Source organism: Coxiella-like endosymbiont, from assembly GCF_024730665.1.
In the GTDB taxonomy this organism is placed as follows: domain Bacteria; phylum Pseudomonadota; class Gammaproteobacteria; order Coxiellales; family Coxiellaceae; genus Coxiella.
The window spans coordinates 677,851-703,528 of record NZ_CP084737.1; the positions used below are offsets into that span (position 1 = coordinate 677,851).

Below are 25,678 nucleotides of genomic sequence, written 5' to 3' on the forward strand. Positions count from 1 at the left end.
AATCGCAGAATTAATTTAAAGATAACGGAGTGCTGAATGATTAGCTTTTCATGATTAGCTTTTTCAAAAAACTCAGTAGTGCCCCTCACATATAATTTTTCTAATTTTTTTCATAAAATATATCCCTAATTTGAGCTATTATTTCAGAAATAAAAAATAAATAAATTTTCGTACTTTCTAACAGAATAGAAACACCAGCGACAACTTTGGCTGTAATAAATAAACAATCCAATCTGTTATCGTCCTCCAATACCCAGAATACGAATCTCTAGGAAAAACCGTATTTAAGTAGTTTGACAAACTACAATCGTTTTATTTTTTATTCATTAAGGAATTCATTCTTCTTCCTAAATCCGTGCTTCAAGTTGTAAATCTGAGTATGAATTGTAAGTATTAGTCTTATTTTAGTTTGTAAAAACCCCTTCGGAATACTTGAAGAATTTTATATTTAAAACATCATAGCTCAATCAGTTACAATAATTTTTCTTTCTGAAAGCATCTTGCTTATTTTGATAGACAATGCATATGATTAGTCAGAATAAAAAAAGCATTTTTAAGTTTTTTCTGAGGAAGCTCTTCACTGTAACTCGTTAATAATAGCCTAGCTAAAAATGTGAAACTCTACCATATTGAGAAAATCACTGAACAAATTTTAGCGATTTAACCATTTCAATAGCTGCTGCAAAGAGCGATCACAGTTCTTTGTAGGGGAAACTTCGCCCGTGATTCAATAAACATGCTCCTTAAGATTAAACTGTGATGAAATTGAAATAATTGCATTTTCTTACAATTCTTTAAAAGATTGTATAACTCCATCAATTTCTCTTAACGATGCAACATTAGAAGCTAAACCTCTCGTTGCAATTCTTAAAAATAAAGTAATTAAAATATAAAACTGAATAAAAGCATAGTAAGATAGGTTCCTCAATTTTATTTAGGAATTGATCTAAATGCATGACCTTAAATACAGCAAATTATCAAGACACTATAATGACTAAAACCAACCAAAAAATTCATTCCAAACCAATGGTACTTATCATTCTTGACGGATTCGGGGAGAGCGAAGAAGCATTGCACAATGCTATTAAATTAGCTGATACACCAATGTGGGATGATTTGGTATCGCATTATCCCCATATTTCACTTGGAGCCTCCGGTGAGGTAGTAGGCCTGCCGGACGGACAAATGGGTAATTCTGAAGTAGGACATCTTCATATTGGCTCAGGACGAAAAGTGCCACAAGATTTAACGCGCATTGATATGGCTATTGCAAACGGTGATTTTTATAAAAATCCCGTCTTAATTAATGCTATTAAGAAAGCTAGAGAAAATAATAAAACTGTGCACATTATCGGATTATTATCACCAGGCGGTGTACACAGCCATGATAATCAAATTGCCGCAATTATTGAGTTAGTTTACCGACAGGGGATTAAAAAAATTACTTACATGCTATCCTGGATGGACGAGATACCCCTCCGAAATCCGCTTTGGAATCAATTAAAAAGATTCAGCATCAATATACTAAATATGGCCATGGAAAAATAGCATCTCTAATTGGCCGCTATTATGCCATGGACCGCGATAGACGTTGGGATCGGACGGAAAAAGCTTATAATTTATTAACGCAGGGGACTGCTAAACATCATGCCGCAACGGCAAAAGAAGCGCTGGCGTTGGCCTATAAACATGATGAGACAGATGAATTTATAGAACCAACTAGTATTCACTATGAAAGTGAAATATCCACCAAAATCCAAGATGGTGATGCTGTCATTTTTATGAACTTCCGTGCGGATCGTGCCCGACAATTGACACATGCCTTAACCGATAAAGATTTTATTGCCTTTAATAGAAATATCCTACCCGATTTAGCTTGTTTAGTAACACTCACAGCATATTCGAAGAGCATAGACACCGCTGTTGCCTTCCCCCCTGAATTTAAATAATACCCTTGGCGAATATTTATCAACGCTTGGTTATCGTCAACTGCGTATTGCAGAAACAGAAAAATATGCCCACGTCACTTATTTTTTTAATGGTGGAAAGGAGGAGCCTTTCCCTGGCGAAGATCGCTTGTTAATTCCCTCACCAAAAGTCACTACCTACGATCTTAAACCGGAAATGAGTGCTGTTGAATTGACTGATAAATTGGTAGAAATTATTAAGGGTAAAAATTATGATCTAATCGTCTGTAATTTTGCTAATCCGGATATGGTTGGTCATACGGGTAATGAATCAGCTGCAAAAGCTGCTATTCAGACCATTGATCACAGTCTGAAACGAGTTATCACAGCGCTTCAATCCGTCGGCGGTGAAGTGCTAATTACGGCCGATCATGGGAATGTAGAAAAAATGTTTGATGAAAAAACTAATCAACCTCACACAACACACACCAACAATCCGGTTCCATTAATCTACGTAGGTAGGCGAGCGCAATTCCAAAAAAGCACAGGTTCGTTGGATGATGTAGCACCAATTTTGCTTTATCTTATGGGATTGGAAAAGCCCGCTGAAATGACAGGGCGCAATTTGATTACTTTGAAATAAAATTGAGGACCTTTTTCACTTAGGCTTTTCAAAACTTAAGTCTGCTAACATAAGCCTTCCGCTGGGTCCACAGATCCGAAAGCTTTAGAAAACTTGAACAAAGTCACTTTAAGAAAAATTTCAGCTAGCCTATCAAAAAAAATAACAGCTTACAAATATACCAATGGAACAAATTAGATCTGAAACTTATTCTGAGCTAAAGCGATAACGATTTTAGAATTTTCCGTCTTTTTATATTATTACCTTAGTTGCCCCACTGACGATCTCCAAACTAACTTGTCAGAATTGCAAACTAATTAAATGAAAATAGAAATGCAAACTATTGCTTACAAATCTCAACCAAGAAATTCAAACTAAAAGCTAATGCCTCACCAAACTTCTCGATAATAAACGTGCATTCGAGTAATTCCTCTAATGCACCTAGAATGAAGCCGCGCTGAAACCGAAACAAACAGAATTTTTCTAAACTTCATTCAGAATTCCTCACTGTAATCCCATATAGCCTATTCTCAGGTATAGCGCCTAGCGCCTAGCGCCATCAATTTGAGCACTCTTATGAATTAAAGCTAGCCCAAATAGGAACACGGAATTACACGGCATTCACCGCAATACAAAGAGCACCTGTCCACGGGGTTGTCCACGGGGTTGTCCACGGGGTTGTCCACGGGGTTGTTGTAAGTGGCAAGGCAGGCTTCGCTAAATGGCTAGATACGGGTTATTGATTATCAGTCATGGACATGATTATATGACATTGTTTATGGATGTAATCACAATTTAAAATGCGATGAAGGTAAAAGATGACTGAATTGTGGTGGTCTATATTGTGAAGAAGCGGCACAAGAAACCGGCTCTTAACTTTGTAATTCGCACGATACTAGCCGCTGAATACATCGAAATGGTGTATGAGGAGAAAGGGTAAATGAATTTACGAGATATAATGAAAAAGATAGTAACAACAACTGCGGCTGTTATAGCGAATCTGGGTTTCACCGTTATACTGGCGATTTCCGATCATGCTGTATTGAACTTACTAGTACCTGTGCAAATTAACATGCAAGATAACCAACTGCCAAAAAAGATGTGCAACGATTTGTGACGGCCATTGCGTTGATTCACCACTACTATATCAAGAATGTCAGCAACGAAAAACTATTTAACGATGCCATTAGTGACATGATTTCCAGCCTTGATCCACATTCAAGTTATCTCGATGCTAATGACTTAAAAGAACTAAAAACCACAATTTCCGGAGAATTTATCGGTGTGGGTGTCGAACTTACCATATCCAAAGATGGAATTTTAAAAGTCATCAGTCCATTAGATGGCTCTCCTGCTGCTTGTACAGGCATAAAACCTAATGATTACATAATTAAAATAAATGATCAATTGATTCAGAATATAAGTCTTCCTGAAGCCGTGAGTCGCATTAAAGGTAGGAAGGATACAATGCTTAAGCTAACCATACTGAGAACAGGAATTAATAAGCCGCTGATTTTTAATATTAAGCGCGAACCTATTCACTTGATCAGCGTGAAGAGCAAAATGCTCGAGCCAGGGTATGGATATATTCGTATTACTTTCTTCCAGGGGCCTGTAAAAAAACAACTTCGCAGCGCCATTGATCAACTGAAAAAGAAGCGGATGGGCATCTGAATGGACTGGTACTAGACTTACGTAATAATCCAGGTGGATTATTGAACGTGGGCGCCGAAGTAGCTGACAGTTTTCTAAATGCCGACAAAACACATAAATATCAAGATTATATTGTGTACACCAAGGGTCGAGTACCAGGTGCTGATATTCGTATTAAAGCTAGCGGTAGTGACGTGATTCCTAACACACCGATGGTAGTCCTCATTAATAGCGGCTCTGCTTCTGCATCGGAAATTGTAGCGGGCGCCTTACAGGATTATAAACGCGCGATTATCATTGGTACTCCCAGCTTTGGAAAAGGATCGGTACAAACGGTGTTGCCAATTGGCAATAACGAGGCTATTAAATTAACCACGGCCTTGTATTACACACCTGCAGGTCGCGAAATCCAGGCACAGGGCATTATTCCGAATGTCACTGTACCAGAGCTCAAAGTGCAACCCGTTGAGCTTGGTTTAACTGTCGATGAAGCAAATTTCCAAAATCATTTGCTGAACGACATACTATCGAAAAAAACGGGATAAAAATAGAAGAAGAAAAAAATTGTTACACATACAACTACGACTAGCGAAAAAGGACTATCAATTATATGAAGCTTTATTAATGCTCCAAGGATTGCACGCCAATTCAAAATCTGACTGAAAAACTATGGAAATTTCCTTTAACGTTAAAGGAAATCCTACAGCAGAAAATTAAATAAAATTAAAAATCAATCCTTTAAAGGAGAAATAGTATGGGTTTAGTTTTTAATTCAAGTTAAACTGCCACAGGAGCCTTAATTGGCGGATGGTGGTTATAACCAATTATCTCAAAATCTGAAAAATCGTAATTGAATAATGACGCAGGTTTTCGCTTGATGATTAATTGGGGTAATTGACAGGGCTGTCTAGATAATTGTTCTTTAACTTGAGTTTGGTGGTCATTATAAATGTGACAATCTCCCCCAGACCAAATAAATTCACCTACATCCAAATCGCACTGTTGAGCAATCATATGCGTTAATAACGAATAAGAAGTGATATTAAAAGGCACGCCTAAAAATGCGTCAGCTGAACGTTGAGTCAATTTACAAGAAAGCAAACCATTTACGACGTAAAATTGAAAAAGCAGATGGCAAGGCGGCAATGCCATTTGATCCAGCTCACCAACATTCCATGCATTGACAATTAATCGTCGAGAATCCGGATTCGCTTTTATGTTCTGAATCAATTCCTGCAGTTGATCAATAACACGTCCGTCAACACACTCCCAGTGACGCCACTGTTTCCCATAAATAGGACCTAAGTCACCTTTTTTATCAGCCCACTCATCCCAAATAGTCACACCATGATTATGTAAATAACGAATATTCGTATCGCCCCTCAAAAACCAAAGTAATTCATAAATCATGCTCTTCAGATGGATTTTTTAGTGGTCATCAACGGAAATCCATCTCGTAAATTAAATCGCATTTCATAGCTAAACACGCTAAGTGTGCCCGTACCCGTTCGATCGGTCTTATCGACTCCGTAGTTAAGAATAAAATTTAAAAATTCGAGATATTGTTTCATCTAAACTTAGCTACCAACTGAATTCAGAAAGTACATTTAATGGCAGCATATACCATTTTGCTATCATCATCTTCGTTAATCAATCAACTAAAGCAACAAGATACTGGCACCTAAATTCCTACTACCATAATAAGTGGTATGGCGATTCGCTTGGTGAACCAACAAAAATCAGAATCAAAATTGTTTAAATATTCTAACGTTCCTTGCCTTGATACGCCCACCATAGCATAAAGGCACCACCAATAATCATTGGTAATGATAATTCTTGTCCCCGAGTGAGCCAACCCCATGCTACAAACCCTAGCTGTTGATCTGGTTGTCGAAAAAATTCCGCCGTAAAGCGAAATATCCCATAACACAGGGAAAATAAACCCACTACCGCAAGCCGTGGTCGAATCTTAGAAGAAAACCACCATACAATAATAAACAGAAGTATGCCTTCCAGTAAAAATTCATAAATCTGAGAAGGATGACGCGGCAAGGGCCCGCCCTCTGGAAACACCATCCCCCAAGGCACCTTTGTCACCCGTCCCCATAATTCCCCATTGATAAAATTTCCAATGCGCCCAGCGGCTAGGCCCAGAGGTACCAATGGAACTATAAAGTCAGCTATATCTATCCAATGTTTTCCCGTACGCCGGCTAAAAATCCAAGCGGCTACAGCCACCCCAATCAACCCACCATGAAACGACATACCTCCGCACCACACTTGAAAAACTATCACCGGATTTGCTATAAAATCGGAGAAATCATAAAAAAGCATATATCCAAAACGCCCACCAACAATGATTCCCAACATACAATAAAACACTAGATCTCCTACCTGCTGCGAAGTCCATTTTTGATTCGACTGTCGCATCCGACATAAACTAAGAAACCACGCCATCGTAAATCCAACAAAATACATAAGGCCATACCAATGGACTTTAATAGGTCCAAACCGGAAAGCGATCGGATCAATTTGCGGATAATCAATCATGTGCGAAAGTATATAGAAGATAAATGAGAAAAAATAGAGATCGCTTCGTTCGCCTAAATCAGCTAGCATATGGTTCCTCTGTAAAGCTAGACATTTCATTCAGCATAACGAATTGTTCTCTTTAAAAGCACGGTTGAAAGATTCATTACTCATGCCAAAATAGGTGCGAGTTACAAATAGTGCGGTACGGAGAACGATAAGACGACTATAAGTACTTTTAATATCCACCCAAGAGACAATATCTTGGGTGGACAAGGTGTTTTGTTCCTGACCTGAGGCAAGGTACGCGTTAGGAAGTATGATCTGGAACCGTAAAAGCAAATTTTTCTGCTGAATTATATCGACCATCCGTTTTCGCAACTTAATACAGCCCCACTTAGAAGAAGCGAATAAGTACATTGGCACTACAACATCAAATTGCATTTGATTTTTCAATTTGGCACTTAACAGAAAATAGGGCAATGATCATGTAGTTCTGTTTAAATTCTAACGTGTACCTTAAACACTTTTTATTTACTACCGCAATACCCTATTTATAGGAGCATTCCTTTCCCCAATAGGAGAAGAAGAAAAATTTACTGATAACATTAGTGCACCCTGGATCAAGCATTTTGGCGAGCAATCATCGGCGGAACGTATTTTCTTTATATGAGTTCCGAATATTAAAACGATAGAAAGTTGTTGCAAACAAAATGCTGTAAAACGCTGATTGTTTTAATTGCACTCTCTATTTATACCTAATTAAATAGGTATTCTTATAGAAACAACAACATCCTTTCCACAAATCAGTTAACGCTTAACGACTATTTATAGGGAATCATGCTGATTAGGAAATATACTTTAAAGAATAGGTTATGAATATTATCTACTTAAAGGCACGTGGATTAAAATAATTATTGCTACAGTTAAAATTGGTTCCTTTATTTAGAGAGAAAACTGCATCACGTAAACGATCGAAATCAAGGATAGTAGTTATTAATGACCAGAAATTTTCCATTTTTATCATTTATCAAATAGTAAGAAATTTATTTAGTAAGAAATTTATTTTAGAAAATGCTTCCTGATCAGAATTTATAAAACTTATTTCTGCAACAGCTCTACTTCCTTATTTTGAAATATTTGAAGAAATTATTGAAATATGACCTAAGCAAAAGGCCTGTTTTGTCTCTGATTCATAAAAATGGGGCGACAGAAGGCCAATCTTCAACTGCAGCGCAAAACACAGAATAATTAAGATTGCTATTTTTTTAACCCTTTAGCGACCGGCGCGAATTAATCCACCTAATCCAGCTTTTTCAAGTGCATTTTCTAGATGTAAACGAATATCTTTAGGGTCATCCATTTTCAACATCTCTTCCAGCAACTCTTTCGCTTTTTTCATCGAGAAATTACGAATCACCCATTTAATGCGTGGCAAAATCCGCGCACTCATACTCAACATATCAAATCCCATTGCTAATAACAAAACAACCGCCAACGGATCTCCAGCCATCTCTCCACAAAGGCTAACCGGCTTCCCCGCTTTATGCCCCGCTTTTACCACTAACTTTAAAGCCTGCAAAACAGCCGGGTGTAACCCGTCATAAAGGTTAGATACCCGCGGATTATTGCGATCAACTGCTAGTAAATACTGAATTAAATCATTACTTCCCACCGATAAAAAATCCACTCGCCTCGCTAATTCATAAGCTTGATAAACCGCTGCAGGAACTTCAATCATTAACCCAAGCGAAGGCAACTCAACACCTACTCCTTCTTCGATTAATTCATCATGCGCCTGATTAATCATACGAAGTGCTGTCTCGACTTCGTTGACTGACGTGATCATTGGTAATAACAAAGATAAATTATTTAGCCCCTCACTTGCATGTAACATCGCACGTACTTGCTGCAAGAAAATTTCAGGATGATCTAAAGTAACCCTAATACCCCGCCATCCCAAAAAAGGATTGTCTTCTTTTACTGAAAAATAAGGTAACGCTTTATCACCACCGATATCTAATGTGCGCATAATCACGGGACGTGGTGCGAAAGTATTGAGCAGCTGACGGTACATAATACGTTGCTCTTCTTCACTAGGAAAGCGTTCACGAATCATAAATGGCATTTCTGTGCGATATAAACCAACGCCTTCAGCCCCAACACTTAGTGATAATCCTCCTTCAATAGCAAGACCGGCATTTACATATAATGCCAATGCATGCCCATCCATTGTTTCTGCTGGTAAATCACGCAATGTTTGCAATTCTTCGTCGAGTTGTTGCTCTTCTTCAGCCAGTACCTTAAATTCCCTTTTGATTTCTAAAGAAGGGGAAAGATAAATTTGACCGTTATAGCCATCAACGATTAATTCCTGATTTGATAATTTAAAAAGAGGAGTTCCACGCACACCCATCACTGCCGGCAAACCCAATGCGCGCGCTAAAATGGCTACATGCGAATTACTCGACCCTGTTCCCGATATTACTCCGCGTAAACGCTCTAGAGGAACTTCAATCAGCGACGTTGCCGTTACTTCTTCGCTCACTAAAATCATATTTTTAGGATATTCTAGTTCTTCTTGCTTACTAAGTTGCAAATGAGCTAGAACACGTCGACCTAAATCACGAAAATCAGCTGCCCGTTCGCGCAAATAAGGATCTTCTAAAGATTCAAAATGCAACACCTGTTTTTTTATAACGTGTTTTAATGCACCCTGTGCCCATTGACCATTTTTAATTTCAGCAATAACTTCGTTAACAAACGTTCGACTATCTAAAAGACGAAGATAAGCATCAAACAATGCATTCTCCGCCACGCTTAAAGAACTTTTTGCACGCATCCGCAACGTATGAATTTCATCACGTGCAGCAGCAAGCGCCGTTTCAAAATCCGAAATCTCGGCACTAATATTAGTAATTTCCTGATCGGGAACTGCGTCTAAATCGGCTGGCGGATAAACAATCATAGCTATACCGATCGCAACTCCTGAAGAGCTAGGTACACCCGATAAAACCGTCTCCGTTTTTTTGCGTCGTCGTTTTTGTCCGCTGAGTTGTTCTAATGCCCCCTTGGCGCGCGCATGAGCAATTTCTGCAGCTAAATGAATTGCTAAAGTCACACAAAATGCTTCTTCTTCCTCAGCAAAATTATGACTCTCACACTGCTGAACTATTAATATTCCTAACAATTCCCCTTGTTCGATAATAGGAATTCCTAAAAATCCATGAAACTCTTCTTCTCCCAATTCAGCACGATGTTTATAACTAAGATGCAACGGCGCGTCTGCTAAATTAATTGGTTCCTCACGCTCCCCAATCAGTCCAATTAGTCCTTCTCCAAATTTCAATCTCGCCTTTCCCACTTGTTTGACATTCAGTCCTTGTGTTGCCATTAATACATATTCGCCATGCACATCATCACAAATAAAAATACTGCAGGCATCGGCAGGTAATTTTTCGCAAAGTCGCTTAACAACGAGCGACAGCGCTTCCTCCAAACTCAGAGCTGCATTGACTTCTTGAGTGATTTGGCGAAGAATTTTCAACATTATCGAAAGGTCTCCCGCAAACTCTTATGATTATGTTTGGTAAACGTCGCATTTGAGTTTGCCTACATGTTTTCAGATACGAATAATCTACTCAAACTGCTGGCTTTTAAATTCTGGCTTCTCTAAATGATTTAAAGGGATATAGCTATCATCCCTACCACTGCATAATAAAAACCATTTTTGCTTCTGCTTAAATTCTGCTTAAATAATGGCAACTTAATTAATCAACGACCAACTTTTTGGAAGACTATAATTCAGCCAACAACGTATCTGTCGGAGAAAAATAATGTGTTAAAGCTTTTTAATCCAAAATCTCTTCAACTAGCTCCCGAGTGATGGTTTCTCAGGAAGGTCGGACCCATTAAGGAAATTCCCACATATTAGGTTGCTTTATCTGACATCCTAAAAACAGTTCCCTTGTTAGTTTACAATGACTACACAATAACTATATGAATGCCCGATCAGAATTCGTATTTTCCAATGATTGCACCGTTTACTATCTTAACTCATTGTTTCAATATTAAATAGCAGACTCCAGGTCTTCATTCAGACCCTTGCCCGAACCCATAGGAAGCTGAACAGGGCTTGAGAGAAAAGATCAAGCTACGACGAAGCGGATGATGCACTATTGGTTCTATTTGTCTACTATTCGGGGAACCCACTATGAGAGTATGTTATCCACATCTTGTACACATGTTACTCTACTTGCAATTCATACTAAAACACACTATGTTGTGTCCAACAAGGAAAGAATACCTATATATTGAGATTCAATGGATTGAATCAATCGGGAGCGCTGGCAGACCAATTTGGTTCTCAGACAAATACCGACTACTACTATAATCCGTTTTATTTGTCAGGAGAGGCCGCATGGAAATAAAAAACACAAAACGAAGAGCTTCATACAATATCGACATTCACGATATTGATGTGTGTACTACTGCCCAACCAGGTCAATTGCGTGTGATTAAGCGAGATGGTCGCGTAGTAAAATATATCGATACTCATATTGCTAATGCAATAAAACAAGCTTTCTTAGCAGTGGAAGGAGAAACAGCACAAAATTCTAGTCGAGTGGAAGAAATTGTCTCGCGCCTTACCCATCAGATTACCGATTTATTTTACAAGCGCTGCCCGGCAGGTGGGAACGTTCATATCGAAGCTATCCAAGATAAAGTAGAGCTCGCACTGATGTATGCTGGCTTACAGAAAGTCGCACGAGCTTACGTATTATATCGGGAAGAGCGTCGCAAACAACGTGAAGCACAAGAAGCAATTGAGCCACCACGTACCGACATTTATATCACGCTTGATTCTGGCAATAGAATTCCCCTGGAAAAAACTTGGATGGCGGATATCATTCAGTCCGCCTGCAATAATTTAGATGATGTCGATGTTTCTAAAATTCTCAATGCGACCACCCATAATTTATTTGACGGTATTGCATTGAAAGATGTTTACAAAGCTCTTGTAATGACTGCGCGGACACTAATAGAAAACGAACCCAATTATACGTACGTCACGGCACGTTTACTGTTATATGATTTATACAGCGAAGTGTTGCGCGGCCTCTATATCGCGCATGATTTAATGCACGAAAATATTGAACGCTATTATCCAGCCGCATTTAGAGCTTTCATTCAGCAGGGCATCAAAACCGAACGTTTACATCTTAATCTAAGAATCTTCGATTTAGATCGTTTGGCGTCAATGTTAAAACCTGAGCGAGATCAACAACTTACCTATCTTAGTTTACAAACGCTCTATGATCGGTATTTTATTCATCAAAAACAAGTTCGTATTGAGCTACCGCAAGTTTTTTCATGCGTGTTGCCATGGGATTAGCGCAAAGCGAGGGAGAAGCGCGTACCGAACGAGCTATTGAGTTCTATGATGTGCTTTCTTCTTTCGATTTCATGAGTTCAACACCAACGTTATTCAATTCAGGCACCACGTTCCCTCAGCTTTCGAGCTGTTTTTTAACGACTGTGCCAGACAGTTTAGATGGAATTTACAGTGCCCTAAAAGATAATGCTTTACTTTCGAAGTATGCAGGTGGCTTGGGAAATGACTGGACACCAGTGAGAGCGATGGGCTCCTATATCAAGGGAACGAATGGAAAATCATTAGGCGTTGTCCCGTTCCTTAACGTTGCTGATGCAACGGCCATCGCTGTTAATCAAGGGGGTAAACGCAAAGGCGCCGTTTGTGCCTATCTAGAAACATGGCACATGGACATAGAGGAATTTCTTGATCTACGCAAAAATACTGGCGATGATCGTCGACGTACACACGATATGAATACCGCCAATTGGATTCCCGATTTATTTATGAAACGTGTCTTTGAAAATGGTGAGTGGACTTTATTTTCTCCTGACGAAGTACCTAAATTGCATGATAGCTTTGGCAAAGCATTTGAAAAGTCATACGTAACTTATGAAGAAAAAGCACATCGCGGCGAAGTCCGCTCCAAAACCATTTCAGCACTTTCGCTCTGGAGAAAAATGTTAAGTATGTTGTTTGAAACTGGCCATCCCTGGGTTACTTTCAAAGATGCTTGTAATCTACGATCTCCACAACAACATGTGGGCGTTATTCACAGCTCAAACCTATGTACAGAAATCACTCTGAACACATCCGGAGACGAGATTGCAGCTTGCAATCTGGGCAGTATTAATCTCGTCAATCATATGAAAGAGGGAAAATTAGACATAGAAAAATTAGCACGCACGATAAAAACGGCTATTCGTATGCTGGATAATGTCATCGACATTAATTATTACAGTGTTCCTCAAGCGCATAATTCTAATCTTAAACATCGTCCGATTGGGCTTGGCTTAATGGGTTTCCAAGATGCACTGTATTTGCGGAAAATTTCTTATGCTTCGGAAGCGGCTGTACAATTTGCTGATCACAGTATGGAAACCATTAGCTATTATGCTATTCAGGCTTCGATGGAATTAGCGAAAGAACGCGGAAGGTATGAAAGCTTTGAAGGTTCTTTTTGGAGCCAGGGTATTTTACCGATTGATTCAATTCAATTACTGAAACAAAGTCGCGGACAATATTTGGATCAAAACAGTGATCAGACATTAGATTGGGATACATTACGACAACAGGTAATAACACATGGAATGCGTCATTCCAACGTCATGGCTATTGCGCCAACTGCAACCATTTCGAATATTTGCGGTGTTTCTCAATCGATCGAACCAACTTATCAGAATTTATTTGTGAAATCGAATTTGTCAGGTGAATTCACGATTATTAATCCTTATTTAGTTAAAGAACTGAAAAGCTGTAATCTGTGGGACAATGTGATGGCGCATGATCTTAAATATTATAATGGTAGTGTGCAAAAAATTGACCGCATCCCAGTAGAACTTAAACAATTGTATACAACCGCTTTTGAAGTGGAGCCCCGCTGGTTAGTAGAAGCAGCATCACGCCGACAAAAATGGATCGACCAGGCGCAATCTCTTAATTTATATATGGCAGAGCCATCTGGGAAAAAGTTGGATGTTCTTTATCGCATGGCATGGTTGCGTGGATTAAAAACCACTTATTATTTACGCAGTATGGGTGCTACAGGTACTGAAAAAGCGACAATTCACGATTCTACTTTAAATGCAGTTTCCGAACAACACACTGCAAAAGTGTGTGCGATTGATGATCTTGACTGTGAAGCATGTCAATGAGAAAAAACTTCTCTTGCTTCCTAGCAGCCCGTTGAAACCTTTGAAGTCTACGTATCTTCAGTACTTTTATATTTAAGGGCGCAGGGGAGGAGTCGTGTCAGCTAAAAAAATACATTTTTTAGGGGAATATACATTTGAGAAAGATAACCTTTCCTAAAGGTTTATAAATTAAACGAAAAAGGAGAATCACCATGTCGACTTACCAAAAAATCAGCAGTTTATTAGGTTGGGAAGATTATCATGGCACTGCAGCAGTCGATGTAACCTCAGACAAAATACCTGAAACCGCTTCTACATTTCTCAAGGAAAACGAAGTTATCAAAGATGAAAAAAATTACGGTAGTAGGTCGGAAAGCAGTATGACTCAAAGAGGTGCTACTGGTTTGGAGCAACCCGAAATGGGTGCTGCTCGCATTCAAGTCGACGACAAAAAGATCATCAACTGCCGTGCGGATCTCAATCAATTAGTGCCGTTTAAATACACATGGGCCTGGCAAAAATATTTATCTGGTTGTGCCAATCATTGGATGCCAAACGAAATTAACATGGCGGCTGATATCGCCTTATGGAAAGATCCCAACGGACTAACCACAGATGAACGAATGATCATAAAACGCAGTCTGGGTTTTTTCTACAGCTGATTCATTGGTAGCTAATAATTTAGTGCTTGCTATTTACCGACATATTACCAATCCCGAATGCCGCCAATATTTATTGCGTCAAGCTTTCGAAGAAGCCTTACACACTCATGCTTATCAGCACATTATCGAAAGTTTAGGCTTAGATGAAGCTGAAGTATTCAATATGTATCGAGAATTACCAACTGTTTCTGAAAAAGCTATATGGTCATTGTCTTTTACAAACAGTTTGGCTGATCCCGATTTCAAAACGGGAACACTTAAAAATGATCATCGCTTATTACGCGATTTGATTGCTTTTTACGTAGTTTTTGAAGGGCTTTTTTTATGTTGGGTTTACCCAAATTCTCTCAATGGGTCGTCGTGGAAAAATGACGGGAACATCCGAACAATTTCAATATATTTTGCGTGATGAATCTATGCATGTGAATTTTGGTATCGATGTGATTAATCAGATTAAAATTGAAAATCCTCATTTATGGACTAAGGACTTCCAAGTCGAAGTTATTAAAATGATTCTCGAAGGAGTTGAACTTGAATGTCAATACGCGAAAGATACTATGCCACGGGGTATTTTAGGATTAAATGCAGCAACGTTTAAACATTATTTACAATATATTGCTAATCGACGTTTTGCTCAAATCGGGTTGCGTGAACAATTTCCAGACGCAAAAAATACTTTTCCGTGGATGAGTGAAATGATGGATCTCAAAAAAGAAAAGAATTTCTTTGAGACTCGTGTAATCGAATATCAAGCTGGAGGAACACTTAAATGGGATGAATAGCAAAAACAGAAGCTTTTTTTGATGTTAATTTAGCTGATCAAGCGAAGCTTGGCACATATTTCATATTTGAGGTTTGAGTATGCCATTAAAACAAAAGACCAGTCCGTTAAAAATTTTGATTCTTTCTATTCAAATTGACATAGCAATTTGGCTTTTTACCTCGATAGTTTATTTTATTTATTACCCCGATGCCAATTAATTCGGATTCTTTTAAATAAAACGCCGCTGAATGTATGAAGATAACTACAAAATCCCTATGGAGATAGTCGGTTATTTCCAAATATTTGCTATAGCTTTATTCCGGTTTGGATGCCATCCTTTTATTTTGCAATCTTTCATAACAGCGTTGATATATAGGCTACAAGTTTAGTACCCATAATTACGTATGTTTAATGAAAACGAGAGAGACAACTTGAAAATATGCTGGAGTATTATGTGTGGTTTTGGACTTTATGACACAGGCATAGTAGTTATCGATGTCGTTTGGGTTGTACAATTTAAACTGATAAACATTAGTTATGAGGCTTTTTGATATCTACCGTTATCTCAAGAACTATTTAGTTTTTTAGCCCAGTCAGTACGACCTTTCGTATAACGGTTTGATTTGAAATATGCTAGAATCTTAGTGTGTATGAAAGTCACCCAGTTTTTCTAGACACAGTTAAAGAGACGCCTACTGATGCGGAGCTGGTAAATCATCAGCTGATGATTCGCGCGGGCATGTTGCGTAAATTAGCAAGCGGTTTGTATACGTGGTTACCGCTCGGGTTACGTGTGCTGCGAAAAGTGGAGAGCATTGTGCGCGAAGAAATGAATCGCAGTGGTGCCATAGAATTATTAATGCCGATTGTTCAACCAGCTGGTTTATGGAAAGAATCAAATCGATGGGAAGCTTATGGCGCAGAATTGTTAAGAATTATAGATCGACATAAAAATGATTTTTGTTTTGGTCCTACACACGAAGAAGTAGTCACAGATATTGCTCGTCAGGAATTGCACAGTTACAAACAGCTCCCTATTAATCTTTATCAGATTCAGACTAAATTTCGCGATGAAATTCGTCCTCGTTTTGGTGTGATGCGGTCGAGAGAATTTTTAATGAAAGATGCTTATTCTTTTGATCTCGATGAACAAGGAATGCGATTAGCCTATGACAATATGTATGAAGCTTACGTGCGAATATTTACACGCCTCGGATTAAATTTTCGTGCGGTGTTGGCAGATACCGGAACCGTCGGTGGCGATTATTCACATGAATTTCATATATTAGCGGATGTGGGAGAAGATATTGTCGTCTATAGCGACGGGAGCAATTACGCTGCTAATATCGAAAAAGCAACGGCACAAGCTCCTGAAGGGAAACGTCCCGCACCTGTTGCTAAGATGAAAAAAATATCGACTTCTGACGCGGTGCGGACAATACCTGAAAAAAGTGTAAAAACATTAATTGTTAAGGGAAAAGAATCGCCTTTTATCGCACTTGTTTTACGTGGTGATCACGAATTAAATCTGGTGAAGGCACAGCATTTGCCTGATGTTACTTCGCCTTTAGTGTTTGCGAGTGAAGAAGAAATTAAAGAAATCATCGGTTCTGGTCTCAGCTCTTTAGGGCCTGTAAATATTACGATCCCTTATATCGTAGATCGAGACGCTGCTCATTTAGCTGATTTTTGTTGTGGTGCAAATGAAGATAATTTTCATTTTATGAATGTTAATTGGGATCGGGATGTGGTACTAAAGACGGTTGCCGATATTCGCAATGTGGTTGAGGGCGATTTCAGTCCCGATGGGAAAGGGCATCTTCATTTTACGCGCGGCATTGAGGTAGGACAGGTTTTTCAGCTCAGCGATAAATATAGCCGAAAAATGAACGCTACCGTGATTGATAAAGTAGGGAAAAATTGCTATTTGCAAATGGGATGCTATGGTATTGGCGTGTCACGGACAGTAGCCGCAGCCATCGAACAGAATTACGATGAGCGAGGTATTATCTGGCCAGAGGCCATGGCACCTTTTTTAATTGCATTAGTCCCGATGAATATGCACAAGTCATACCGCCTACGCGAAGCCTGCGAAAAATTATATAACGAGTTATTGCAAGCAGGTTATGATGTACTCTGGGATGATCGCAAAGAACGACCCGGTGTCATGTTTGCTGATATGGATTTAATTGGCATACCCCATCGCTTAGTGGTAAGCGAACGAGGCTTGGATGAAGGAACCATAGAATACAAAACACGTCGGCACCATAAAATCGAACATTTATCACTTCACGATATTTTCGCTGAACTTAAAAATAGGTTACTACAATAAGAAATTCCCAACCTTATCGGGAATTTCTTAAAAATCCCTAGATTCCCTGATCAACTTTGCAGTAAGCAAACTTTCTCTTAAAAAGATCAGTTGAGAGCTTACTAACTATCTGTTCTCATTTTTCTTTTGCGTTTCGTTAGAAGGAGCAACAGAGTGCTGTTGATGAGAATTGGGCGTAGTATTTGATTGCTTTTTAGTTTGGTCGCTTTGTTGACAAGCAGCTAAACCGACAATAAAAAATAACATCATGGTGACTGCTAGAAATTTTTTCATAATTCCCCCTATGTTAGAATCCACTGCATGCTCCCCTAAAGAGAAACATGGATTTGATGATAACATAAATCTACGTCAGAAAATAGTCATCATTCGCATTTCTTTCATATTTCCTTAATATTTTTCGGTTATTCTTGGTCTTATGTCAAAATCAAGCTATAGTAGAATAATAGCTACTCTGTATTTCGGCAGGTTTCTTTTAATGACTACATTATTGGTATTACGCCTAGGTTAGTTTTCATATTCACAGGGGGAAACTAAAGGCAGTCGTTGTATGTCTTGTGTCCGTTTTGATCCTCTTGCTGTAGTCCCTTATCGATTGCTAACGTTCGTGATTAGGCAAGTGTGGGTTACCATTACTTCACTTTTTTAGTTTTTAATGAAATTTATTTTACGCCTCTATCATCTTATCGATACCTTGTCGGTGTAGTAGTGCTCGATTATCTCGGATTAAATAGTAGGTGTGAGCGTCATTGGTATTGCGTTATCGGTAGTAAAATCATTATTACTTTTTTCGTTTAACGTCAGGTCACTCAAAAACCCAAGAGCTGTAAGGTAATTGTTTATTTTTGTTTACACTCCGTTGTTTAGATATCAGTGGATGTGCTGAAGAAAACTCGGATGCGCAAAACAACGTTCATATGCCCAATATAGAAGCGCAAGTTATTTCGTACTATAACGGTTCCACCTTTATTACCCAGCAACAATTCTGGATTACAACTACAAACGCGTAGCGATGATTGTTGGATTAATAAGGTGATGGATTATCATGGGCTATCCACTTAAAAACCGTGATATCATGCGAAACGTTGCACCTCATTTTAAATCAAAGTTATCGCCATTTGCTTCACCAATAGTTACACTAATCAAATATCCTAGTAAAACCTAATTTGAGTTAACTTAGTGCATCTGCTGATACTATCCCATTTTGCCAATCGGGAGGCATTTTTAAATGAAACCTTAAAATAGCCAAAGCTTGTACAGCTATTTGAAAATCTAGATAAAATTTAAATAAGCTCTATGGCTTGCGTCTTTCTATTTATCCATTGATAATAGAAGCAGACTGCACAGTTAGATGATAAAGGACCTAGTATGTCTCAATGCTTAACCAAGTCTAGGCGCGTTTTGTGTCTTTGGGTGGGGTGGTTTTTTCTCATTAATGTTCTTTTGGCTTTTGTGATAGGTATCGGGTATCTTCCATTATTGCCGGATTTCCACGTAGTGAACGGTATCACGAGCGGCGGGATAGCTTTATCTTGTCTTTTTTCAGTAACCTCCCTCTTCACCCAATTAGCGATTATGTTTTTCTTTTGTTGCTTATTAGTCATTGGGGTAGTGGCATTGTTTCCTCATCGATGGTTGGCTTTTCTGCTGGCGATATTTTTTACATCTTCTCTTATTTTTATCTTAGTTATTGATATCATGACATTTGGCTTATATCACATGCATTACTTTAGTGAAGGGTTGCGACTTTTTAAAGCTGGTGCTGTATTGCAAGTGATTGCATTGTCGTCATTGGAACAACTCTTTCTGATTGTGTTCGTTATTATCTCATTTATAGTTGAATATATTATTGCATTGCTTGTGTGGCGTCGAGTGATCAAGGGGAAGAAAGGATATCGTGGTTATATTTTTGCCAGTGGATTAGTGCTCGCATTTTTAATTTCTTACAGTAGTATGTTTGTCGCAACAAAGATGACGTATCAACATGGGTTTAGTCCTATTGATAATCACATTATTTTGGAAGATGCACGCATTCTCCCTTATTATAGTGATGTTTATAGATTGTTTATGCCGGGGGATCCAATCATACGACAGATCCACACATCAGAGGGAGAAGTTTACTTTCAAATGCGTCAACTAAACCATCCACTTAAATATCCCATCCACCCAGTCCGATGCAAGTCTCCAAAAAAGTTATTAAATATATTAATCATCGGAATTGATGCATGGCGCTATGATGCGATGAATAACGCTGTATCACCACACATTGCCCATTTTGCGAAACAGACGTTGCAGTTTCAGGACCATTGGAGTGGCGGTAATTGTACTCAGCCGGGACTCATTTCGTTATTTTACGGGATACCACCTAACTATTGGTGCGCATTTTTAAATCAGCGCCACGGACCGGTGTTAATCCACCAATTGTTGAAGAATCATTATCAAACGGGGATATTTATTAGTGCACCACTTAATTATCCTCCGTTGGATAGAACTATTTTTAATGAGGTCAAACACCTCATTATACGTACGGCCGGAGACACTTCTATTACACGCGATCGTGCTATCACAAAAGAGTTTAATTATTTTTTGGAAAAAAGAGATAAAAACAAACTTTTTTTCAGTTTTCTCTTTTACGATGCTGTTCATAATTATTGCGAACAAACGATTCCCGATTATCAACCTTTTCAACCTACTGTTAAGCAATGTGATCGATTTTTATTAACACCGAACTCAGACCCCATACCCTACGTTAATCGTTATCATAATGCAGTTTATTTCGTTGATAATGAAGTACAAAAAGTGCTTAATTCACTGAAGGACCATAATTTGTTGAAAAATACCGTTGTTATCATCACAGCTGATCATGGCGAACAGTTCAACGATGAACATATGGGGTACTGGGTCCATGCGAGTGCTTACACTCCTTATCAATTACATATTCCGTTTTTGATGTACTGGCCTGGGAAAAACCACAAATTTATTCGTATTTTACGACCCATTATGATATTGTGCCTACTTTGATGATGAAGGTATTAGGTTGTCAAAACCCCCATCTGATTATACGATCGGTCATTCATTGTTTTTCAAGAGAAATCGTCCTTTCCTAATCGCTGGCAGTTATGGTGATTATGCTATTGTTACAAAAAAGCAAGTAATGCGCATTTATCCTGATGGGGATTACGTTATCAATTTTCTTAATGGTCATCCAAAATATGATGCTTCTCTGAATAAGAATGCGTTGCAGCAGACACTGGAAGATTTGGAAAAATATTTTCGTTACTAATGGTACGAGGGCGCATGCTGAAGATACCACTCTCCTATCGTTTGCCTATAGGTATTTCTGTTTTTTTGCATTTCATCTTACTAGTTACACTAAGTATTAATATATCTACGCAGAATAGATATCGATTTAGCGATCAGAATAGGCCCATGCCAGTCATTAATGCTCTCACTGTGAACCAACAAGCCTTTAACAATCAAATTAAAAAAATGCAGCGGGCTGAGAAACAAAAACGAACTGCTGAAAAAATCCTCAAAGAAACATTACAACAGCATCTGCTTGCTTTAAAAAAGCAACGAGTTACTGAACAAAAACAGTTATTATCTATGCGAGATAAGCAATTACAATTAAATCAACAACAGAAATATGAAGTTGCTGCTCGGAAGAAAGCACTAGCTATGAAAAAACAAAAGCAAGAAGTGTTATCTAAAAGGCAGCAACAATTACAAAAGAAATTGCTTCAACAAGAGATAGCTCAAGAGAAGGTATTGGCAGCTACTAAAGCACAACAGATGGTGCAACTGCAAAGTGTTTTAAATCAATATAAAGCACAAATCATCAGGGCTATAGAACAGCAATGGATTGTACCTACTGACATAAATAATAATCTGTCGTGTATTTTACTTATTCGTTTGGCATCAGACGGTAATGTACTAAGTGTGGAAACGGTCCAAAGTAGCGGTGATGCTGTTTTAGATCGTTCAGCACGAATGGCTGTGTTCAAAGCATCCCCCTACCTGTTCCAAAAAATACGGGCGCCTTTTCTGAATTTCATGAACTGCGTCTTACAGTACGGCCTGTAGGGTAAACAGTCGTCCCTTTGTATGAAGGATAAAATTACGGAACTATAATCAATGTTAGTCATAGAGTGAATATCATGGTAAAACACCGCGGATTCGTTTCATTAATCATATTTTTGTTTTTTCTTCCAGCCTATGGTACGCTAGATTTAGAATTAACACAGGGGATAGTAGCCGCTATCCCTATCGCTGTTGTGCCATTTGCAGGTCCAAGGATTTTAGTGCCTGGTAACCAAACTGTTACTGAAGTTATAAAAAATGATTTACAAAATAGTGGGCAATTTCGAGTGATTGGGCCTCCGATTAATGATCTCGATCAGATACCAAAATCCTTGCAAGACAACTATTGGCACACACAAAAAGTTAGCGCAATTATGGGTGGCGCAATTCATCCTTTAGGTTTAAACCGTTACCGAGTAGCTTTTACTTTAATGAATGTTTTTGGTTCTGACAACGTTTTATTAAGCGATTCATTTAGTATAAATTCTAAAGAAATGCGAAATCTTGCCCATCATATTAGTGATTTAATTTATCAAAAGCTAACCGGTGTTCGAGGTATTTTTTCTACGAAGGTTGCTTATATTCTACTGCAGCGTTCTCTGAGTAAGGCGGATAAATACACCCTGGAGGTCATGGATGTAGATGGATTTAACCCGAAGCCATTATTGGTTTCAGACATGCCAATCATGTCTCCTAGCTGGTCTCCAGATGGTCAAAAGATTGCTTATGTGTCCTTCGAGGGACATCGCTCAAGTATTTATCTTCAAGACTTGATGACAGGTGTGCGACAGCGGATTAGCGATTCGCCAGGCATTAATGGAGCCCCCGCTTTTTCTCCCGATGGCAGTCGTCTGGCATTAGTACTCTCTAAGATGGGCAACCCCAATGTTTATATTTTGAGTTTAGACAGTGGACAATTACAAGAAATCACGCAAGACTGGTCCATTAATACGGAACCCGCTTGGTCAGCAGATGGAAAATCATTGCTATTTACATCCAATCGTGACGGAACGCCGCAAATTTACGAATATTCACTGCAGCACGGCACTGTCACTCGATTAACTTATCGCGGTGATTATAACGCGAAAGCTTCTTTTCTGCAGGATGGTCAATCTATCATCATGATGCATCGGGACTATGGTCTCTTCGGAATTGCCCGACAGAATTTGATAACCGGATATATGCAAATTTTAACCAAAGGCGGTTCTGATGAATCGCCTAGCGTAGCCCCAAATGGGAAAATGATAATTTATTCAACCGAATATAATGATCGTGGGGTGTTGGCCCAAGTATCTGTGGATGGTCAAATTAAACTACGTTTACCATCGCGAGATGGAATTGTGCAGGAGCCTGCCTGGTCGCCATTTTTGAATTTCTAAATTAAAATATTAGGGTTAATTTATGAGAATACTTCAAATAAACGCTATTATCACTGTTTTAATGGCATTGGAATTGACTGCCTGTAAAAGCCATAATGCATCACTCACAGGAGTGAATAGGGATATTGTTACTGACTTGCTGCCTCATCAGTGTGTAACCCAGACATATGCGCTTGCAGAACAAGCTGGATACACTGAAAAAGTGCAGAAAGATACTGATGGTCGAATCATCAATCCGTTGGTCGCACCGGCTAATCAAACCTACTACTTCGATTTCGACAGTATAGCGTCGCATTCTTTTGATCTTAAAGCCATCCAAATTCAAGCGAATTATTTGGCGACGCACTCCACGGCAAAAATACGATTAGAAGGAAATACAGATAACCGCGGCAGTCGAGAATATAATATTGGATTGGGATGGCGACGAGATAAGGCCATCGCTCGCATTTTAGAACAAGCAGGTGTTGCGCCGAGGCAGATTGACATGCTCAGCTACGGAAAAGAATGTCCTGCAGCAGTGGGAAAGAATGAAGCAACCTGGAAGTTAAATCGACGTGTTAATTTGATTTACGAGGCCTTTTAAGAAGTTACTTAAAAATGAAAACAAAAATAGCAATTGTAAGTGCAGTCACCTTGTTCTGCGTTTTGTCGGTACTGGCAGATGCGCCGGTATTAGATATTTCACAGCAGACTAGCGTACAAATCGCCTCTTCCACAGCAACCGAGAATCAACGATTAGCGCGTTTAGAACAACAAATAAATAATATCACCAACATGAATTTACCACAGCAACTTATCGATCTCCAACAAGAATTAGCACGAATCAGTGGTCAGTTGCAAGTCCAAGAGCATAATCTGCACTTACTTAATAATCAACAGTGTAACTTTTATCAAGATTTGGATCAAAGAATTACGAAACTTAAAAATTTAAATAGCGTTAGCACTTCAAATGATAATATATCCTCCAAAAAATCGTCAGGAAATTCTATTCCGGGTAATGGAGAAATGCAATTACGGGATTCAAACGCCTATCAGGCAGGGCTAGATTTATTAACCAAAAAACAATATGAAAAATCAGAAGCGGCGTTTCAAAATTATTTGGATGATTATCCCAATGGAAATTATGTAGCAAATGCGCATTATTGGCTCGGTGAAATTTATCTTCAACAAAAAAATACCCATAAAGCAGCTACTGAATTTGAAGTTGTTCGAGATAAATCTTTAGAATCAGAGAAAATACTAGATGCTAAATTGAAATTAGCTATCATCCATGCAAAAATAGGCAAGATTGCCGAAGCTAAGCGTGAATTAATGGAAATAAAGAAATGCCATCCAGAATCCACGGTGTCTCGGTTGGCGAGTGTTTGTCTTCAACAATTAGAAGAGTCTACTACCTCACAACATTAACAACATTTTAATGATGTACAGATTTTACAGATTTCGAGTCACTGAAATTTCTTATTTTCTGTAAGTCGAAATAAAAACACAGGACCGCCTGTTTACCAGTAGTGAACCGGCGCCGACGACCTGCTTGTTCTTGCTTAACGAAAACTCCATGACGTTGTTTCTTTAGACGAGCGACGTTTAGAGACTTCAGTTGTTAAGCAGACTGCAATTTACAAGTTATCGATATTAAAATGTTCAGTCACAACAAATTTCATCGCAATTGTTATAAAAATTTCAACTACTTTTTGTCTCAAGATTAAATTTGTGATTTCTAATCATTGAGATTAAAAATAGGCAAGACAATTATTATTCAATGTTATTTAACATAGTGCTCTGGGGTTGGGGGTTTTTTATTTTCCAATTTTTCTAACAACTGTCAATAATCATAGGTGAAGCTTCTACTTTCACCCCTCCCGCTTGGCACCTACCACCACCTCCCATTTTCTGGTTTATCTGTGGTATTTAAATCACATAGTGGGTTTTTCCGCAACATCATTACATTACCTATAATCGATGAAGGATAAAGTCTAAGGCCCGTCATAAGTCTAAGGCCCGTCATTCTCCTAAAAACATAGTATAGATTTATAGATTTTATCTCCAGATGGTTCTGACATTAATAAAACATTTTCAAGCGAAGACTGATGTATGGTGAGCTGTACTAAATCAACTATGATAAAGTACCTTAACTGCTTGTTATCCAAATACGTAGTTTCTTTTCAATAGCATGTGTATCGCTTTCTTTTGTCGATAGAGTGACTCCCCACTAAAATTTCTTTTTTCTTTTTGTAGATTTTCCAAGCTTGTAAAGCTCCGCTGATAAGATTATCCGTCAAGCACAGGAGAGCATACTTTTCTTTTTCATACTTTTTTATAATAGCTCTTATTTTGATTGATCATTTTTCTCTATCGAAACATCGATACGCTTTAACAAATGTACTGTGAATGGATTTATTGCTAGGAGTAAGAGTATTCAGCTAGCATAAACTGCCGAATGGTTTAAATTCATCACTATCATACACAGCAAGCCTTCTGTTCTAGATTTATCAGTCTTTGCTACATGAATGAACACAACAGCCTTCAC

General features: G+C 38.5%; 11 protein-coding genes and 5 pseudogenes. 12 read left to right on the top strand and 4 right to left on the bottom strand.

What is annotated here, in order from left to right:
• The first annotated feature begins 990 nt into the window (after positions 1-990).
• The 3 genes and pseudogenes from gpmI to LG660_RS02945 all read left to right on the top strand — a co-directional run bounded on the left by gpmI (position 991) and on the right by LG660_RS02945 (position 4,727).
• Positions 991-2,550, top strand: a pseudogene (gpmI, locus tag LG660_RS02935) (2,3-bisphosphoglycerate-independent phosphoglycerate mutase).
• Positions 2,551-3,630: 1,080 nt separating this feature from the next.
• Positions 3,631-4,203 (top strand): S41 family peptidase, encoded by a 573-nt coding sequence (locus tag LG660_RS02940; protein WP_258267231.1) that lies wholly within the window; start codon positions 3,631-3,633, stop codon positions 4,201-4,203.
• A 47-nt stretch (positions 4,204-4,250) separates the two neighbouring features.
• Positions 4,251-4,727: a S41 family peptidase gene (locus LG660_RS02945; protein WP_258267232.1), complete on the top strand. Its 477-nt coding sequence runs from the start codon at positions 4,251-4,253 to the stop codon at positions 4,725-4,727.
• A 232-nt stretch (positions 4,728-4,959) separates the two neighbouring features.
• Here LG660_RS02945 and thyA read toward each other — a convergent pair.
• The 3 genes and pseudogenes from thyA to ptsP form a co-directional block, all read right to left on the bottom strand.
• Positions 4,960-5,753, bottom strand: a pseudogene (gene thyA, locus LG660_RS02950) (thymidylate synthase).
• Positions 5,754-5,946: 193 nt separating this feature from the next.
• A complete protein-coding gene (gene lgt, locus LG660_RS02955; protein ID WP_258267233.1) occupies positions 5,947-6,732 on the bottom strand; it encodes a prolipoprotein diacylglyceryl transferase in 786 nt (261 codons plus the stop codon).
• A 1,255-nt stretch (positions 6,733-7,987) separates the two neighbouring features.
• A complete protein-coding gene (gene ptsP, locus LG660_RS02960; protein WP_258267234.1) occupies positions 7,988-10,261 on the bottom strand; it encodes a phosphoenolpyruvate--protein phosphotransferase in 2,274 nt (757 codons plus the stop codon).
• A 909-nt stretch (positions 10,262-11,170) separates the two neighbouring features.
• On the opposite strand from ptsP, the pseudogene LG660_RS02965 reads away from it, so the two are divergent.
• The 3 pseudogenes from LG660_RS02965 (at position 11,171) to LG660_RS02975 (ending at position 17,695) form a co-directional block, all read left to right on the top strand.
• Positions 11,171-13,959, top strand: a pseudogene (locus LG660_RS02965) (ribonucleoside-diphosphate reductase subunit alpha).
• A gap of 359 nt (positions 13,960-14,318) precedes the next feature.
• A pseudogene (locus LG660_RS02970) lies at positions 14,319-15,382 on the top strand (ribonucleotide-diphosphate reductase subunit beta).
• Between the two features lie 625 nt (positions 15,383-16,007).
• A pseudogene (locus LG660_RS02975) lies at positions 16,008-17,695 on the top strand (proline--tRNA ligase).
• Positions 17,696-17,800: 105 nt separating this feature from the next.
• Here LG660_RS02975 and LG660_RS02980 read toward each other — a convergent pair.
• Positions 17,801-17,968 (bottom strand): hypothetical protein, encoded by a 168-nt coding sequence (locus LG660_RS02980; protein WP_258267236.1) that lies wholly within the window; start codon positions 17,966-17,968, stop codon positions 17,801-17,803.
• 1,167 nt (positions 17,969-19,135) lie between these two features.
• Here LG660_RS02980 and LG660_RS02985 point away from each other — a divergent pair.
• The 6 genes from LG660_RS02985 (at position 19,136) to ybgF (ending at position 24,558) form a co-directional block, all read left to right on the top strand.
• Positions 19,136-20,713 (top strand): sulfatase-like hydrolase/transferase, encoded by a 1,578-nt coding sequence (locus LG660_RS02985; RefSeq protein ID WP_258267237.1) that lies wholly within the window; start codon positions 19,136-19,138, stop codon positions 20,711-20,713.
• A 16-nt stretch (positions 20,714-20,729) separates the two neighbouring features.
• The gene (locus tag LG660_RS02990; RefSeq protein WP_258267238.1) at positions 20,730-20,975 is read left to right on the top strand and encodes a hypothetical protein; all 246 of its coding nucleotides are present in this window, start codon (positions 20,730-20,732) and stop codon (positions 20,973-20,975) included.
• 146 nt (positions 20,976-21,121) lie between these two features.
• A complete protein-coding gene (gene tolA, locus LG660_RS02995) occupies positions 21,122-21,775 on the top strand; it encodes a cell envelope integrity protein TolA (RefSeq protein ID WP_258267239.1) in 654 nt (217 codons plus the stop codon).
• Positions 21,776-21,849: 74 nt separating this feature from the next.
• Positions 21,850-23,151, top strand: coding sequence for a Tol-Pal system beta propeller repeat protein TolB (tolB, locus tag LG660_RS03000; protein WP_258267240.1), 1,302 nt, complete (start codon positions 21,850-21,852; stop codon positions 23,149-23,151).
• 22 nt (positions 23,152-23,173) lie between these two features.
• A complete protein-coding gene (locus LG660_RS03005) occupies positions 23,174-23,734 on the top strand; it encodes an OmpA family protein (RefSeq protein ID WP_258267241.1) in 561 nt (186 codons plus the stop codon).
• A gap of 14 nt (positions 23,735-23,748) precedes the next feature.
• Positions 23,749-24,558, top strand: coding sequence for a tol-pal system protein YbgF (ybgF, locus tag LG660_RS03010; RefSeq protein ID WP_258267242.1), 810 nt, complete (start codon positions 23,749-23,751; stop codon positions 24,556-24,558).
• Positions 24,559-25,678: the final 1,120 nt, after the last annotated feature.